The organism is uncultured Comamonas sp., assembly GCF_964277875.1.
Taxonomy (GTDB): Bacteria; Pseudomonadota; Gammaproteobacteria; order Burkholderiales; family Burkholderiaceae_C; genus Comamonas; species Comamonas sediminis.
This window is the reverse complement of the sequence record NZ_CAXYJV010000009.1, coordinates 14,741-28,466: the sequence shown is the minus strand read 5'-3', so window position 1 is coordinate 28,466 and position 13,726 is coordinate 14,741. Positions and strand designations below refer to the sequence as shown.

At 65.9% G+C, this 13,726-nt stretch carries 12 protein-coding genes; 4 read left to right on the top strand and 8 right to left on the bottom strand.

Annotation, left to right across the window (positions count from 1 at the left end; genetic code table 11):
* Window positions 1-42: 42 nt before the first annotated feature.
* Together ACHWUQ_RS04070 and ACHWUQ_RS04065 are read right to left on the bottom strand one after the other, a co-directional pair.
* Window positions 43-630, bottom strand: a complete 588-nt coding sequence (locus ACHWUQ_RS04070; RefSeq protein WP_394680418.1) for a GNAT family N-acetyltransferase — start codon at window positions 628-630, stop codon at window positions 43-45.
* Window positions 627-1,259, bottom strand: coding sequence for a class I SAM-dependent methyltransferase (locus ACHWUQ_RS04065; RefSeq protein WP_394680417.1), 633 nt, complete (start codon window positions 1,257-1,259; stop codon window positions 627-629). Before ACHWUQ_RS04065 ends, ACHWUQ_RS04070 begins: the two co-directional genes overlap by 4 nt.
* A gap of 318 nt (window positions 1,260-1,577) precedes the next feature.
* On the opposite strand from ACHWUQ_RS04065, the gene ACHWUQ_RS04060 reads away from it, so the two are divergent.
* Window positions 1,578-3,281 (top strand): SGNH/GDSL hydrolase family protein, encoded by a 1,704-nt coding sequence (locus ACHWUQ_RS04060; protein ID WP_394680416.1) that lies wholly within the window; start codon window positions 1,578-1,580, stop codon window positions 3,279-3,281.
* A gap of 85 nt (window positions 3,282-3,366) precedes the next feature.
* Here ACHWUQ_RS04060 and ACHWUQ_RS04055 read toward each other — a convergent pair whose 3' ends face one another.
* The gene (locus ACHWUQ_RS04055) at window positions 3,367-4,920 is read right to left on the bottom strand and encodes a fumarate hydratase (protein ID WP_034391754.1); all 1,554 of its coding nucleotides are present in this window, start codon (window positions 4,918-4,920) and stop codon (window positions 3,367-3,369) included.
* Window positions 4,921-5,233: 313 nt separating this feature from the next.
* Here ACHWUQ_RS04055 and fumC point away from each other — a divergent pair, with 313 nt between their 5' ends.
* On the top strand, window positions 5,234-6,625 hold the full coding sequence (gene fumC / locus ACHWUQ_RS04050) for a class II fumarate hydratase (RefSeq protein WP_394680415.1): 1,392 nt from the start codon (window positions 5,234-5,236) through the stop codon (window positions 6,623-6,625).
* 65 nt (window positions 6,626-6,690) lie between these two features.
* Here the strand turns inward: fumC and ACHWUQ_RS04045 are convergent, their stop codons facing one another.
* The 4 genes from ACHWUQ_RS04045 to ACHWUQ_RS04030 all read right to left on the bottom strand — a co-directional run bounded on the left by ACHWUQ_RS04045 (window position 6,691) and on the right by ACHWUQ_RS04030 (window position 10,311).
* The gene (locus tag ACHWUQ_RS04045) at window positions 6,691-7,590 is read right to left on the bottom strand and encodes an alpha/beta hydrolase family protein (protein WP_012204540.1); all 900 of its coding nucleotides are present in this window, start codon (window positions 7,588-7,590) and stop codon (window positions 6,691-6,693) included.
* A gap of 146 nt (window positions 7,591-7,736) precedes the next feature.
* The gene (locus tag ACHWUQ_RS04040; protein ID WP_394680414.1) at window positions 7,737-8,963 is read right to left on the bottom strand and encodes a multidrug effflux MFS transporter; all 1,227 of its coding nucleotides are present in this window, start codon (window positions 8,961-8,963) and stop codon (window positions 7,737-7,739) included.
* Window position 8,964: 1 nt separating this feature from the next.
* Window positions 8,965-9,474 (bottom strand): MarR family winged helix-turn-helix transcriptional regulator, encoded by a 510-nt coding sequence (locus ACHWUQ_RS04035; protein ID WP_099734157.1) that lies wholly within the window; start codon window positions 9,472-9,474, stop codon window positions 8,965-8,967.
* 150 nt (window positions 9,475-9,624) lie between these two features.
* Window positions 9,625-10,311, bottom strand: a complete 687-nt coding sequence (locus ACHWUQ_RS04030; protein ID WP_012204543.1) for a DUF3334 family protein — start codon at window positions 10,309-10,311, stop codon at window positions 9,625-9,627.
* A gap of 139 nt (window positions 10,312-10,450) precedes the next feature.
* Here ACHWUQ_RS04030 and ACHWUQ_RS04025 point away from each other — a divergent pair, with 139 nt between their 5' ends.
* Both ACHWUQ_RS04025 and ACHWUQ_RS04020 read left to right on the top strand, forming a co-directional pair.
* The gene (locus ACHWUQ_RS04025) at window positions 10,451-11,089 is read left to right on the top strand and encodes a ParB-like protein (RefSeq protein WP_394680413.1); all 639 of its coding nucleotides are present in this window, start codon (window positions 10,451-10,453) and stop codon (window positions 11,087-11,089) included.
* The gene (locus ACHWUQ_RS04020) at window positions 11,089-12,714 is read left to right on the top strand and encodes a SulP family inorganic anion transporter (protein ID WP_394680412.1); all 1,626 of its coding nucleotides are present in this window, start codon (window positions 11,089-11,091) and stop codon (window positions 12,712-12,714) included. The genes ACHWUQ_RS04025 and ACHWUQ_RS04020 overlap by 1 nt, the downstream gene beginning before the upstream one ends.
* A gap of 21 nt (window positions 12,715-12,735) precedes the next feature.
* On the opposite strand, the gene ACHWUQ_RS04015 is transcribed toward ACHWUQ_RS04020, so the two are convergent.
* A complete protein-coding gene (locus tag ACHWUQ_RS04015; RefSeq protein WP_013803253.1) occupies window positions 12,736-13,722 on the bottom strand; it encodes a LacI family DNA-binding transcriptional regulator in 987 nt (328 codons plus the stop codon).
* Between the last annotated feature and the right edge of the window lie 4 nt (window positions 13,723-13,726).

The following is a 13,726-nucleotide window of genomic DNA, read 5'->3' as shown; positions in this document are numbered from 1 at the left end:
AGGCTTTTGGAGGCGGCGCCCAGTATGCCCGCTCGGGCGCGTTCATGCTGTGGCCATGGCTTGCTGCTGCAGCCATTGGGCATGCGTCAGGCGGTACAGGCAATGCCTGCGCAGTGCATGGCCTGCCGGCACCTCCGGATGGTCGAAGTCATGGGCGTCGCGCTCCATGCCCAGGCGCTGCATCACGGCCTGCGAGCGCAGGTTGGACAGCGCGGTGAACGAGACGATGGACTCCAGATGCAACGTGCTGAAGCCGTGCTCCAGCGCCGCCCGTGCGCCTTCGCTGGCCAGGCCCTGGCCCCAGAAAGGCCGGGCGAGCCGCCAGCCGATTTCCACACAGGGCGAGAACGGCAAAGACGCTGCGGGAGTATGCAGCCCGATGAAGCCCACGAACTCGCCGCTGGCAAGGTGCTCTGCCGCCCAGAAGCCCCAGCCGCGTTCCTCGATCAGTGCCTGGATCCTGTCTGCCATGGCATCGCTTTGTTCACGGCTGAGCAGTGCCGGAAAGTGCTCCATGACCTGTGGGTCGGCATTCAGCGCGGCAAAGGGCTGCCGGTCGCTGGCCTGCCACTGGCGCAGTATCAGGCGCGGTGTCCGCAGGGTCGCTACAGGGGAATGTGTGGTGGTCATGGTTGGAGAGGGCGCTGCAGTACCAGCAGATAGGCGGCTGCATGGCCGTGGAAGGAGTGGGGGATGAAGCCTGCCTCGCGTGCCAGCTTTTCCACGCTGGTGCGGCGCTGGAAATGCGGGTCGAAGACCAGCTCGGCCACGGCCAGCAGGCCGCCGGGGCGCAGGCTCTGGAAGATATCGGCCAGCGCGGCCTGGCGGTCCGGGATCTCTCCCAGCACGGCGGCCATCACGGCGCGGTCGTGCTGCTCGGCTGCGAGCTGCCCCTGGCCCAGCGCAGCCGCCTGGGTGCGCACATTCTCCAGCCCCTGGGCGCGCGCCTTGGCAGCCACCTGTTCGAGCATGGCCGGCTGCAGGTCCACGGCCAGCACCTGTCCCTGCGCGCCGACGGCACGTGCCAATGGCAGGGTGACGCGGCCCGGGCCGCAGCCTGCGTCCAGCACCTTCATGCCCGGCTGGATCTGCAGTTGCCCGACGATGAAGGCGGCCTTGTTGCTGGCCGCGAAGGGGTTGTCAAGCTCGACCATCCAGCGCAGCCAGGACGGGCAGGGCAGGACATGGCGGCGGGAGGACAGGCGCCAGGCCAGGCTGGTCACGGCCAGCAGGGCGATGAGGGCAAGCACGAGGGGCATTGTTGGGTATCCGGGGCAGGTTTGAAGGGGCGCAGTTTTGCACACATTGATGGTGCCGGTGAAGAGTCTTGCCGGTAGACGCTATATACGAATGCGGACAGAGGGTGTTTCCCCATCCATGCATTGGGCGGCAGATATCTTGTCTCTATCCATGATTTTTTTCGGAGATGCGGCTGAAGAATGTGGCGCACACTAAATGATGCAAGAGTTGTGCTGTGCACAAGCACATCGAAAACCGGGTCAATTGTTCTGCCTATTGCGTGATGATGTACCTGCCATCACATGGTGGTTGTTGGAAATCTGCAAAAGGTGAACAAAATGGCAAAGAAAATTGCAATCCTCGGCGATAGCATCAGTGCTCAGCAAGGCATGTATGACGCGCCCTGGCCAGTATTGCTGCAAAGCTCCATGCAATCCGGTGGAGAATCCGTTGAAGTGACGGATCTGAGCAAGAATGGCTATACGTTCAGAAATGCCATGGACCAGCCCACTTATGGATCCATGACTCCCGCACAACGCTGTGTACAGGATAGTCCCGACATGGTGATCGTCGCGTTGGGTATTAACGACTTCTTCCAAAGCGGCGAGAGCGTTGATGTGGTCAAGGCGAATGCCAAGAGGCTATTTGATTTCCTGCGAGCCCAGCTTCCCTCGGTCGTGATTTTATATGCCAGTGAAACTCCCTATGACAGGGTGCACGGCGCGCCGGCATCCTTGTTGAACCGGCATTTTCTGCCTGTATTTTTCAATAACGACAATGCCGGTCTCTTGAACCAGTTGTATTGCGCGGAAAATCTTGCCAATCCTGTGGCCGTCAGCCATCGATCTGCCATGGCGTCCTGGCTGGCACTGGATGAATATATCAAGGGTCTGGCCGTGGTCAACGGGAGTTTCGAGTTGCCCGTGTGGCCGTGCTGCCGCCTTGGCCTGGTAGGAACGGACGGGCTCCATCCTACCAATGTGGGGCACAAGCTTCTGCATTCAGCGGCGCGCAGGGCCATGGAGGATCTGGGTCCCGCCAAAACCCTGTTTCCCAAGCTGAGCACACAGGGTGACAATAGCTGGAATTCCTGGAAAAAGCTCTTCGACGGCGTATTGCAGGACAACGGCACAGAATATGTGGCCAAGCAGCCCGTGGCTGCAGATTTGCATGCAATGCAGTACTTTGGTCCATGGATTGCCGAAGTGTCTGACATGTGGTTTTTGCCAACCCATGGAACACTCAATACCAGTACGACGAATTACATCCGCGGAAGCGCCCAGGTGTGGAGCGTGACGGGCGCGACACCAAAGGCACCGGTGTATTCCTCTATCAATGATGCACCCTGGGTTTTGCATTCCCGCTCCACGGATTCCCGTGGAAACTATCTGGATGCGGGATCTCTGGACGGCTTGCCGGATGGCAGCTACACCATCCGTTACCGTGTGGCCAATGAGGTGTTTCCGGCTGTGGTCGTCAAAATCAGTGGAGTGGCCGATGCAAAAGCCGATGGCTCCAATGCAACGGGCGCCTGGCCCATAAAGATCGCGGGTCCGGCTGCCATGGTGCGCCAAGGGTTTTATTCGGGCCGCAGCATGCCCAATGGACGGGTTATTCCCGCTTCTGCAAGGTTTCCATTGGATTTGGGTAGCGCTTGGGCCCAAGGTTGGCTGGAATCCGCAACTATTTCTACGGAAGGTCGGGTGTTCAATGGATGCCGCCTGAATCCTTCGGCGGGCTCCAGTTGCTGGATCAGGGTGAACGCACGGGCGACCGTCAGCGCCACCAGTGCAAACAAGCTGATATGGCTGGGCCTGTTTGTGGCCGACGCAGGCGGCACGCTCAAGAACACCATGGTCATCGGCGGCAGCTATTCCTCACCGCGGCCGGCCGAACTTGCCAGTGTTTGCGGTGAGGCCGTCGTGCCGTTGTTGCCCGGCGATCGCGTGGCTCCCTGGATCTATGTGGTGGATGGAGGGTCTTCGGTGTCGGATGGGGGAGATGGGAATTTCTGGGAGTTCAGTGCAAACCTTGTCTACTGAGCAGGGAATGCCTGGAGATTCCCGGCCCCGATGAACGCAAATGAAAAACCGCCCGAAGGCGGTTTTTCTGCGCTTGCCGGAAGCTTCAGGCCGAGGCGATCTCAATGGTCTTGAACTCGCCGGACGCGATGCGCTTTTGCCATTCGGCAGGGCCGGTGATGTGGGCGCTGGTGCCGCCGGCATCCACGGCCACGGTCACGGGCATGTCCACCACGTCGAATTCGTAGATGGCTTCCATGCCCAGGTCCTCGAAGCCCACGACCTTGGCGTTCTTGATGGCCTTGGACACCAGGTAGGCGGCGCCGCCCACGGCCATCAGGTAGGCCGACTTGTGGTTCTTGATGGACTCGATGGCCACCGGGCCGCGCTCGGCCTTGCCGATCATGGCGATCAGGCCGGTCTGCTCCAGCATCATGTCGGTGAACTTGTCCATGCGGGTGGCCGTGGTCGGGCCTGCGGGGCCCACGGCTTCGTCCTTGACCGGGTCCACGGGGCCGACGTAGTAGATCACGCGGTTGGTGAAGTCCACGGGCAGCTTTTCGCCCTTGGCCAGCATGTCCTGGATGCGCTTGTGGGCGGCATCGCGGCCCGTGAGCATCTTGCCGTTGAGCAGCAGGGTGTCGCCGGGCTTCCAGCTGGCCACTTCTTCCTTGGTCAGTGCGTTGAGGTCCACGCGGCGCGACTTGTTGTAGTCAGGCTCCCAGTCGATCTTGGGCCACAGGTCCAGCGAGGGCGCGTCCATGTAGACCGCGCCGGAGCCGTCCATCACGAAGTGCGCGTGGCGCGTGGCCGCGCAGTTGGGGATCATGGCCACGGGCTTGGAGGCCGCGTGCGTGGGGTACATCTTGATCTTGATGTCCAGCACGGTGGCCAGGCCGCCCAGGCCTTGCGCGCCGATGCCCAGGGCGTTGACCTTCTCGTACAGCTCCAGGCGCAGTTCCTCGACCTGGTCGAGCTTTTCTCCGCGCGCGGCCTTGGCCTGCAGCTCGTACATGTCCAGGTCTTCCATCAGGCTTTCCTTGGCCAGCAGCACGGCCTTCTCGGCGGTGCCGCCGATGCCGATGCCCAGCATGCCCGGCGGGCACCAGCCCGCGCCCATGGTCGGAACGGTCTTGAGAACCCAGTCCACCAGGTTGTCGCTGGGGTTCATCATGATCATCTTGGACTTGTTCTCCGAGCCGCCGCCCTTGGCCGCCACGGTCACGTCCAGCTTGTCGCCGGGCACGATCTGCACGTTGATGACGGCAGGCGTGTTGTCCTTGGTGTTCTTGCGCGCGAACAGCGGATCGGCCACAACCGAGGCACGCAGCGTGTTCTCGGGGTGGTTGTAGCCGCGGCGTACGCCTTCGTTGATGGCGTCTTCCAGGCCGCCCGTGAAGCCTTCCCAGCGCACGTCCATGCCCACCTTCAGGAACACGTTGACGATGCCGGTGTCCTGGCAGATCGGGCGGTGGCCGGTGGCCGACATCTTGGAGTTGGTCAGGATCTGGGCCATCGCGTCCTTGGCCGCCGGGCTCTGCTCGCGTTCGTAGGCGCGGGCCAGGTGGGCGATGTAGTCGGCGGGGTGGTAGTAGCTGATGTACTGCAGGGCGCCTGCGATCGAATCGATCAGGTCCTGCTGGCGGATCGTGGTGGTCATCGGTGGGGTGTCTTTTTGATCGGGGGAACAGGGGAGGGGAATCCCGGGGGCGATTATCGGCGCTGCAGGGGGAAAAGTGCACGCAATGGGCGCAGTCTTGTACAAGAGTCGAGGGGTTTGCCTGGACAAGCCCGCCTCGGCGACACCTCAGTGGGGGACGGATGCGAGAGGTTCCCATTTACGGAGTTACCATGAGCGGGTTTTTGCCATTGCGGCCCTGCCAGCCAGATATCCCCGAGCCACGTCCTGCGCGGCCCGCCGACCTGCCTCCAGCCAACTGCGCCGCGTTGTTTTCACCAAGGAGTCCATACCAATGACCGCGACCCGCCAGGAAAAAGACACTTTCGGACCCATAGCCGTCCCCGCAGACAAGCTCTGGGGTGCGCAGACGCAGCGTTCGCTGCAGAACTTCGACATCAGCGGAGAGCAGCAGCCGCGCGAGATCATCCACGCGCTGGCCCAGGTCAAGAAGGCCTCGGCCACCGTCAACCACAAGCTGGGCCTGCTCGACGAGAAGAAGACCCAGGCCATCCTGGCCGCCGCCGACGAGGTGATCGCCGGCAAGCACCCGGACGAGTTCCCGCTGGTGGTCTGGCAGACCGGCTCGGGCACGCAGACCAACATGAACGTCAACGAGGTGCTGGCCAACCGCGCCAGCGAAATCCTCGGTGGCGAGCGCGGCGAGTCGCGCCTGGTCCACCCCAATGACGACGTGAACAAGAGCCAGTCGAGCAACGACGTGTTCCCGACCGCCATGCACGTGGCTGCCGTCACGGCCATCGAGCAAAAGCTGCTGCCCGCCATTGCCCTGCTGCGCAACACGCTGCAGGCCAAGAGCGAGGCCTATGCCGACATCGTCAAGATCGGCCGCACCCATCTGCAGGACGCCACGCCGCTGACGCTGGGCCAGGAAATCTCGGGCTGGGTGGCCCAGCTGGCCCATGGCGAAAAGCATGTGCGCGCCGCGCTGCCGCACCTGTACGAGCTGGCGCTGGGCGGCACGGCCGTGGGCACGGGCCTGAATGCGCCCAAGGGCTATGCCGAGGGCGTGGCGGCCGAGCTGTCCAAGCTCACCGGCTACCCGTTCGTGACGGCGCCCAGCAAGTTCGAGGCCCTGGCCTCGTGCGACGGCCTGGTCCACGCCCACGGCGCGCTCAAGACGCTGGCCGCCAGCATGATGAAGATCGCCAACGACGTGCGCTGGCTGGCCTCGGGCCCGCGCAGCGGCCTGGGCGAGATCTCCATCCCCGAGAACGAGCCCGGCTCGTCCATCATGCCCGGCAAGGTCAACCCCACGCAGAGCGAAGCCGTGACCATGCTGGCGGCCCAGGTCTTCGGCAACGACGTGGCCATCAACTTCGGCGGCGCCTCAGGCAACTTCGAGCTGAACGTGTTCCGCCCCATGGTCTCGCACAACTTCCTGCAGAGCGTGCGCCTGCTGGCTGATGGCATGAAGAGCTTCAACGACCACTGCGCCGTGGGCATCGAGCCCAACCGCGAGCGCATCACCGAACTGGTGCAGCGCTCGCTGATGCTGGTGACGGCGCTGAACCCGCACATTGGCTACGACAAGGCGGCCTACATCGCCAAGAAGGCGCACAAGGAAGGCTCCAGCCTGCGTGAAGCGGCTGTGGCATCGGGCCACCTGACTGGTGAACAGTTCGACGCCTGGGTGATTCCTGCCAAGATGGTCGGCAATCTGTAAGACCTGCTGATGCAATCAAAAAGGGGAGCCGGCCGGCTCCCCTTTTTTTTGCTTCATGGCCTGGCTCAGTTGTCCGCCTGCGGGCGGCGCACGGTGCGGAACACGTACTTGAGCGCATCGCCGATGGTGCTTTCCCAGACCGGCCATTCATGCTTGCCGTTGACGATGCGCAGCTCGGCAGGCTGCTTGTTCCTGCGCAGCTGGGCGTAGAGCTGGGCGGCGTCGGACTCGATCATGAATTCATCGTCGTCGCCCGAGTTGATGTACATGGGCACGCTGATCTTGCGGGCGAGAAAGCTGTCCCACAGCACAGGGTAGTTGTAGCTCTTCCAGACCGTGGTGCTGTACTGGCCGCCGGTGTTGGGTTCGGCAAAGACCTTGACCGAGCGTGCCGAGGAATCGGCGGGCGGCTCGGGGTTGTAGATGGCGGGGCTCAGCAGGGCGGCGGCCTGGAATTTCTCGGGGTACTTGAGCACGTAGCGCAGCGCGCCGTAGCCGCCCATGGACAGGCCGCCGATCACGCGGCCATCGCGGCTGGTGAGGGTGCGGTACTTCTTCTCGACATGGGGGACTAGGTCCTGGAAGAAGGCCGTCTCCATGGGCTCCTTGAGGTCCACGTACCAGGTCGTTCCCGCGTCGGGCATGACGATGATGGCGGGCGGGATCTCTCCGTTCTGGATCAGCTGGTCCACCGTGCGCAGCAGATTGCCCTTGACGGGCCAGTCGTTGCGCTGGCCGTCGTTGCCGTGCAGCAGGTACATGACGGGGTAGCGCAGCCTGGACTGGGCGTCGTAGCCCGTGGGCAGGTAGACGTTGTAGGTCCAGCTGCGCTGCAGCGTGGCGCTCTTGAACTCGGCGGCCTCGATGGAGCCGGCCTGGGCGGCTGTGCCGGCCAGCAGCGCGGCGGCTGCCAGCGTGCCGGTGGCAGCCTGGCGCAGGACGATGGAAAAGGAAAGTTGGCGCATGGTTTTTTGTCTCCTGTGGGCCGTGGCGGCTGGCCACGGCTGCGCCAATGTAATCGAGGGCCTGTGCGCCTCGCGCCCGCGTGTGGCCGGACCGTCGCCTGGGGGACTGTGGCCCTCAGCCGGGGCGGCCCTTGCCGGGGCGGCCCTCAGCCGGGCGCCCGCTGCGCGTGGCGCAGCGCGCCGCGAAAGCCCAGTTGCCCCAGCACGCAAGCCACCACCAGGGCCAGCGCCGCCGACAGCGCCGGGTTGCTGCCCAGGCTGGCGCCCAGCGTGCACAGGCCGCCCACGGCCATCTGGGTGCTGCCGTAGACACCGGCGGCCGAGCCCGTGAGGCGCGGATGCACGCTCAGCGCGCTGGCCAGCGCCGCAGGGCTGGTCAGGCCCGAGCCCAGCGCGAACAGCACCATGAGCCCCACCACGATGGCCGGCGTGAGCTGGTTGAGCAGGGCCAGCAACAGCAGCATGGCCGCGCTGGCCAGGCTCAGCAGATTGCCGTTGAGCATCAGCCGCTCCAGGGGCCAGTGGCGTATCAGCTGGCGGGCCAGCGCATTGCCCACGGCCATGCCGCCCATGAGCAGGCCCAGGTAGATGGCCACCTCATGCTTGGTGGAATGCAGCTGCTCGATGAAGACGAAGGGCGCCGCCGCCAGGAAGGCATAGATGGACGTGGTGGCGCAGCCGCCGCCCACGGCAAAGCCCACGAAGGCAGGGGAGCGCAGCAGGCTGAGGTAGTCGTCGCGGATGGTGCCCAGGTGCAGGCGGCCCGTGGGCTGGCCGGTTTCGGGCAGCAGCTTCCAGATGGCGAAGGCCGTCACGCCGCCGACCACGGCCAGCGTGCCGAAGATGGCGCGCCAGCCCAGGGCGTCGTCGATGGCCGAGCCGATGGCCGGCGCGATGCCGGGGCCGATCATCATCATCAGGTTGAGCAGCGCCAGGCTGCCCACGGCGTTCTCGGGCGTGCTTGAATCGCGCGCAATGGCGCGGCCCAGGGCCAGGCCCGCGCAGCCGCCCAGCGCCTGGAGCAGCCGCGCGCCGATCAGCCAGGGGGCGGACGGGGCAAGAAAGGCCGCCAGGCTGGCCAGCGCATAGAGGATGAGCCCGGCCAGCAGCATGGGGCGGCGCCCCAGGCTGTCCGACAGCGGGCCATAGATCAGCTGGCCCACGCCCAGGCCCAGGATGTAGACCGTGATGGTCAGCTGCATCTGGCTGGCGCCGGCCTGGAGCTGCCGTGCCGCATCGGGCAGGGCGGGCAGGAACATGTGCATGGCCAGCGTGCCGACGATGGTCACGATCACCAGCAGCCACAGCGGCGCCTTGCGGCTGGCCGCTGCATGGTCCTGGGCGGGTGGCAGCGAAGAGTGCTCTGCCACCATCTCAGGCAGCCTGCTCGTCGGGCAGGTCCGTGTCGGAGGTGGGCTCGGCGGCCATGGCCTCCAGCAGGCGCTGCAGCGTGGCATAGGCCGCGCCCAGTTCCTCGGGCGGCACGGCGCCCAGCACCTGGGCGCGCGCCTGCTGCAGCAGGCCCTGCACGGCTTCTACCTGGGCATGGCCGGCTGGCGTGAGCTGGATTTTTCTGACGCGGCGGTCGCTGTCGTCCACGCGTTCTATCCAGCCCTGGGCGGCCAGGCCGTCCACCAGCCGCACGACGGAGGAGCTGTCCAGCGCCAGGGAGTGGGCCAGATCCTTCTGGCGCATGGCCTCGGGCGAGCGCGCCAGGTGCATCAGCGGCATCCACAGTGCCTGGGTCAGTCCCATGGGTGCCAGCAGCCGGTCCAGCGTGCGGCGCCACTGTTTGTTCACCTGCCCCAGCGTGAACATGAAATGCCTTTGCACGGCGGCGGGGTCGGCCTGCGTGGGCGGGAAGGGGGCGGAAGGGGACGACATCGGGTGATATTCAAATAGTTGGCATCCCAATTATCTGCATATCAACGATGTCGTTTGCGGGGCCGCCCTGATACATCCGCATGCATCAGGGTCTTGCCAGCAGTGCCGGGGCTGTGTGCCTGGGTTGTAAGCCGGGGCGTGTGCGGGCAGTTACATGCCCAGCGACTTGAGCAGTTCGTCGGTGTCGGTGCTGGCGGCCGGCGCGGGCGCTGCGGCCGGGGCGCTGGCGGCGGTCTGGGCCATGAGCGCATCGGGATCGGGGCGCTCTTGGGGCTCGAAGTCCACGACCTTGATGAACTCGGTGCGGTCCATGGCCAGTTCGAGATAGAAGATGTTGTTGTTGCCCGTGTAGAAGGTCACGCGGCGCGCCTCGGGGGAGTCGAGGTTGGCGTCCACGCTGAGGTTGACCTGCTTGTTCAGGCGGATCATCTTGGGCTGGCTCTGGGTGATGTAGGTCTGAAGCTCGCGCTGGACCTTGCTGGTGAAGTCGCCCACCACCTGGTTCATCAGCTCGCCCATGACGTTGCTGACATCGTCCGAGGTATAGGAGGTGGCCAGGTCGTCTTCGCCCATGCCCATGCTCAGCATGTAGCTGCGGTACAGCTCCATGGCGGCGGCGGCCGAGAAGTTGATGATCACCAGGCCCGAGAAGCCGCCGTCCACCAGGACAAAGCAGCCGATGTCGGGCTTGAGGCTGGTCTTGGTGATGCGTTGCACCATGCCCGAATACTGGATCTGGCACTGCGTGGCCACCTGGAGCACGCGCGAGACGGAGTTGCAGAGGCTGATCAGCACGTCTTCCGTGCCATGGACGATGGGATGTTGGGGCTGGTTCATGAGGTCAACGGGACAAAATTGTGAGCGATTATGGGTGCAAGTCCGTTGTTGCGACCATTTGTAACTCCGAAGGCGTATTCTGGATGTCGGACCGGGCAGCCCGCCGGGTCCGCACCTTTGATGCAACGGAGGTTGGACGATGAGAGCACAGCAGCATCTGACCCGGGTTCCGCTGGACGCACTGCGTCCCACGCAGATGACCATAGGCGCCGCCGAAGTGCAGACCAAGCGCGACCAGTGGAGCCGCCTCAGGCGCAAGGAGCGCGAAGGCCTTCTGGCCTCGCACTGGTTTCCGGCCGTGCTGGGGCCGCGTGGCCTGCACTACATCGTTGACCACCACCACCTGGGGCTGGCGCTGACGCAAGAGTCCGTGGAGCAGGTCTGGGTCATGCAGCTGGCCGATTTCAGCGAGGCCGATCCGCTGATGTTCTGGCGCCTGATGGAGTTCCACCAATGGGCCCATCCGTATGACGAGCGCGGCCGCCGATGCGACTGGGCCAAGCTGCCCGAGCAGCTGGACCGCCTGCGCGACGACCCCTACCGCAGCCTGGCCGGCGCCGTGCGCAAGGCCGGTGGCTATGCCAAGGACACGGCGCCTTTCGTCGAATTCCTCTGGGCCGATTTTTTCCGCACGCCCTTTGCACCCAAGGACCTGCGCAGTGGCAAGGGCGATGTCGCCTTGCCCGATCAGGCCTTGCATGAGGCCCTGGGCCTGGCGCACGGCGCCGAGGCGCGCTACCTGCCGGGCTGGTCCGGCGTCGTTGCTCCGCAATCCTGATGCGTGCGCCTGGCCTGCCTGCCTTGGCCGATTGGGGCGCCGGCCTGTCCATCGCCGGCCTGCTGCTGCCCGAGGCCGTGGCCTATTCCGGCATCGCCGGCCTGCCGCCGCAGGCCGGGGTGATTGCGCTGTTCGCCGGGCTGCTGGCCTATGGCCTGCTGGGGACCAGCCGCTTCGCCATCGTCTCGGCCACATCCTCCTCTGCCGCCGTGCTGCTGGCGGCCACGGCGTCCATGGCCGGCACCTCGCCGCAGCAGCGCATGCTGCTGGGCGTGGGCATCGTGTTGCTGACGGGCCTGTTCTTCGTGGCGGCGGCGCTGGCGCGGCTGGGCGCGGTCTCCAATTTCATTGCCAAGCCCGTGCTGCGCGGCTTTGCGCTGGGGCTGGCGCTGACCATCGTGGTCAAGCAGATCCCGCATGCCGTCGCCTTCCAGCCCGTGCATGGCGATCTGCCGCGCTTTGTCTGGGAGCTGCTGGCCGGCTGGCGGCACTGGAATGGAGCGGGCCTGGCCATGGCCGTTGCGGCGTTGCTGCTGATGCGTGCGCTGGCCCGCTGGCGTGGCCTGCCTGCGGCCTTGCTGGTGATTGCGGCCGGCATTGCGCTGGATGCGGGCGGCTGGTGCGCGCGCTGGGGCATTACGGCCGTGGGGCCGATACGGCTGGATTTCTCCAACCCCGGCATTCCCTCGCTGTCGCGCGCCGAATGGCTGCGCCTGGGCGAGCTGGCCTTTGCGATGGCGCTCATCCTCTATGCCGAGTCCTATGGCTCCATCCGTACTTTTGCGCTGCGCCACGGCGACCGCGTCGATGCCAACCGCGACCTGATGGCGCTGGGCGCGGCCAACCTGCTGTCGGGCGTGTTCCATGGCATGCCCGTGGGCGCGGGCTACTCGGCCACCTCGGCCAACGAGGTGGCGGGCGCGCAAAGCCGCGCTGCAGGCCTGGTGGCCTGCGCCGTGGTGGGCCTGGCCGTCTGGCTGCTGCTGCCCTGGATAGAGCGCACGCCGCAGCCGCTGCTGGCCGCCATCGTCATCCACGCCGTCGGCCATACGCTGAACCCTGCCGCGCTGCGCCCTTACTTCGCCTGGCGGCGAGACCGGCTGATCGTGGTGCTGGCCTTCTTTGCCGTGCTGGCGCTGGGCGTGCTCGACGGGTTGCTGCTGGCCATTGCGGCCAGCCTGCTCATGCTGCTGCAAACGCTGTCGCGCTCGCATGTGAGCTGGCTGGGCAGGCTGGGGGACACGCATGACTTTGTCGATGCCGCACGCCACCCCGACGCGGTGGTGCCGGCCGGCCTGCTGATCGCGCGGCCCGAGGCGCCGCTATTCTTCGGCAATGCCGACCCGGTGTTCGCGGCCATCCGGGAGCGGCTGCAATCCCTGCCTTCGCCCCGCGGCGTGGTGCTGAGCCTGGAAGATTCGGCCGATCTGGATGCCACCAGTGTCGAGGCGCTGTGCGACTTCGCGGCCCAGTTGCGGCAACTGGGCGTGCCGCTGGCCCTGGCCCGCGTCAAGGACCCCGTGCGCGACCTGCTGGCGCGCGTGGGCAATCCGGCGTTGCCGCACGCCAGCTATGCGGGCTGGAGCGTGGACGACGCCGTGCGCCAGTTGCAGATCCCTGCGTGATCCCCGCCCCGGCGCAGCGCCTCAGCCCGCCGCCTGGGTGGACTCGCGCACGATGCAGCGCCCCTGCATGATCACCTTGCGCAGCGGCAGGTCGGGCGTGTGCAGCCGCTCCATGAGCAGGCCGAATGCGGCGCGGCCCATGGCCTCCACCGGCTGCTCGATCACGGTGATGGCAGGGGCCACCAGTTCTGTCCAGCGCTCGTTGTCGAAACCGGCGAGCGCCACATCGCCCGGGATGCGCAGGCCTGCGGCGCGTATCGCGCGCAGGCAGCCTTCCAGCAGCAGGCTGTTGCTGGCCACGAAGGCATCGGGCCGCTGCGGCTGGCGCAGCCATTGCGCGACCTCGGCCTCGGCGGCATCGCTGGTCGGGGGCAACTGGCGCAAGTCGGGCTCCAGGCCCGCATCGCGCATGGCGGCCAGATAGCCGTCGCAGCGCTCGCGTGCCGTGCTGCTGGTACTGCCGAAGACGCCTGCAATGCGGCGGCGGCCCTGGTCCACCAGATGCCTGACCAGGGTGGCGCAGGCCTGGGCGTTGTCCAGCACCACGCTGTCATGGAAGGCCGGGGCGCCCGCCCGGTCCACCAGGACGACGGGGAACTCCAGCTGCATGCGCTCGAGCTTGTGCAGGCTGGCCTGGGTGGGCGCAAAGATCAGCCCCGCGATGCGCTCTTCCTGCATGAGCTGCAGGTACATGGCTTCGCGCTGCGGGTCTTCGTCGGTATTGCACAACAGCACGCGCCGGCCCTGGCGATAGGCCTCGGCCTCGACCGCGCGAATCAGGGCCGTGAAAAACGGGTTGCGTATGTCGGCCACCAGCACGCCCATGGGGCCGGCGTCGCGCGCGCGCAGCCGGCGCGCCATCAGATTGGGCCGGTAGCCCGTGGCCTGCACGGCGGCCGCGACCCGCGCACGGACCTCCTCGCTGACCGAGCCGCCCGCCAGCGCGCGCGACACTGTCGATTTGGAAACCCCGGCCGCACGGGCCACATCGTTGATGCTGATGCTCAATGCA

What these genes read in the sequence shown, in the direction of transcription:
- ACHWUQ_RS04070 (WP_394680418.1), bottom strand. Translation starts at nt 630, where the DNA reads ATGACCACCACACATTCCCCTGTAGCGACCCTGCGGACACCGCGCCTG.
- ACHWUQ_RS04065 (WP_394680417.1), bottom strand. Translation starts at nt 1,259, where the DNA reads ATGCCCCTCGTGCTTGCCCTCATCGCCCTGCTGGCCGTGACCAGCCTG.
- ACHWUQ_RS04060 (WP_394680416.1), top strand. Translation starts at nt 1,578, where the DNA reads ATGGCAAAGAAAATTGCAATCCTCGGCGATAGCATCAGTGCTCAGCAA.
- ACHWUQ_RS04055 (WP_034391754.1), bottom strand. Translation starts at nt 4,920, where the DNA reads ATGACCACCACGATCCGCCAGCAGGACCTGATCGATTCGATCGCAGGC.
- fumC (WP_394680415.1), top strand. Translation starts at nt 5,234, where the DNA reads ATGACCGCGACCCGCCAGGAAAAAGACACTTTCGGACCCATAGCCGTC.
- ACHWUQ_RS04045 (WP_012204540.1), bottom strand. Translation starts at nt 7,590, where the DNA reads ATGCGCCAACTTTCCTTTTCCATCGTCCTGCGCCAGGCTGCCACCGGC.
- ACHWUQ_RS04040 (WP_394680414.1), bottom strand. Translation starts at nt 8,963, where the DNA reads ATGGTGGCAGAGCACTCTTCGCTGCCACCCGCCCAGGACCATGCAGCG.
- ACHWUQ_RS04035 (WP_099734157.1), bottom strand. Translation starts at nt 9,474, where the DNA reads ATGTCGTCCCCTTCCGCCCCCTTCCCGCCCACGCAGGCCGACCCCGCC.
- ACHWUQ_RS04030 (WP_012204543.1), bottom strand. Translation starts at nt 10,311, where the DNA reads ATGAACCAGCCCCAACATCCCATCGTCCATGGCACGGAAGACGTGCTG.
- ACHWUQ_RS04025 (WP_394680413.1), top strand. Translation starts at nt 10,451, where the DNA reads ATGAGAGCACAGCAGCATCTGACCCGGGTTCCGCTGGACGCACTGCGT.
- ACHWUQ_RS04020 (WP_394680412.1), top strand. Translation starts at nt 11,089, where the DNA reads ATGCGTGCGCCTGGCCTGCCTGCCTTGGCCGATTGGGGCGCCGGCCTG.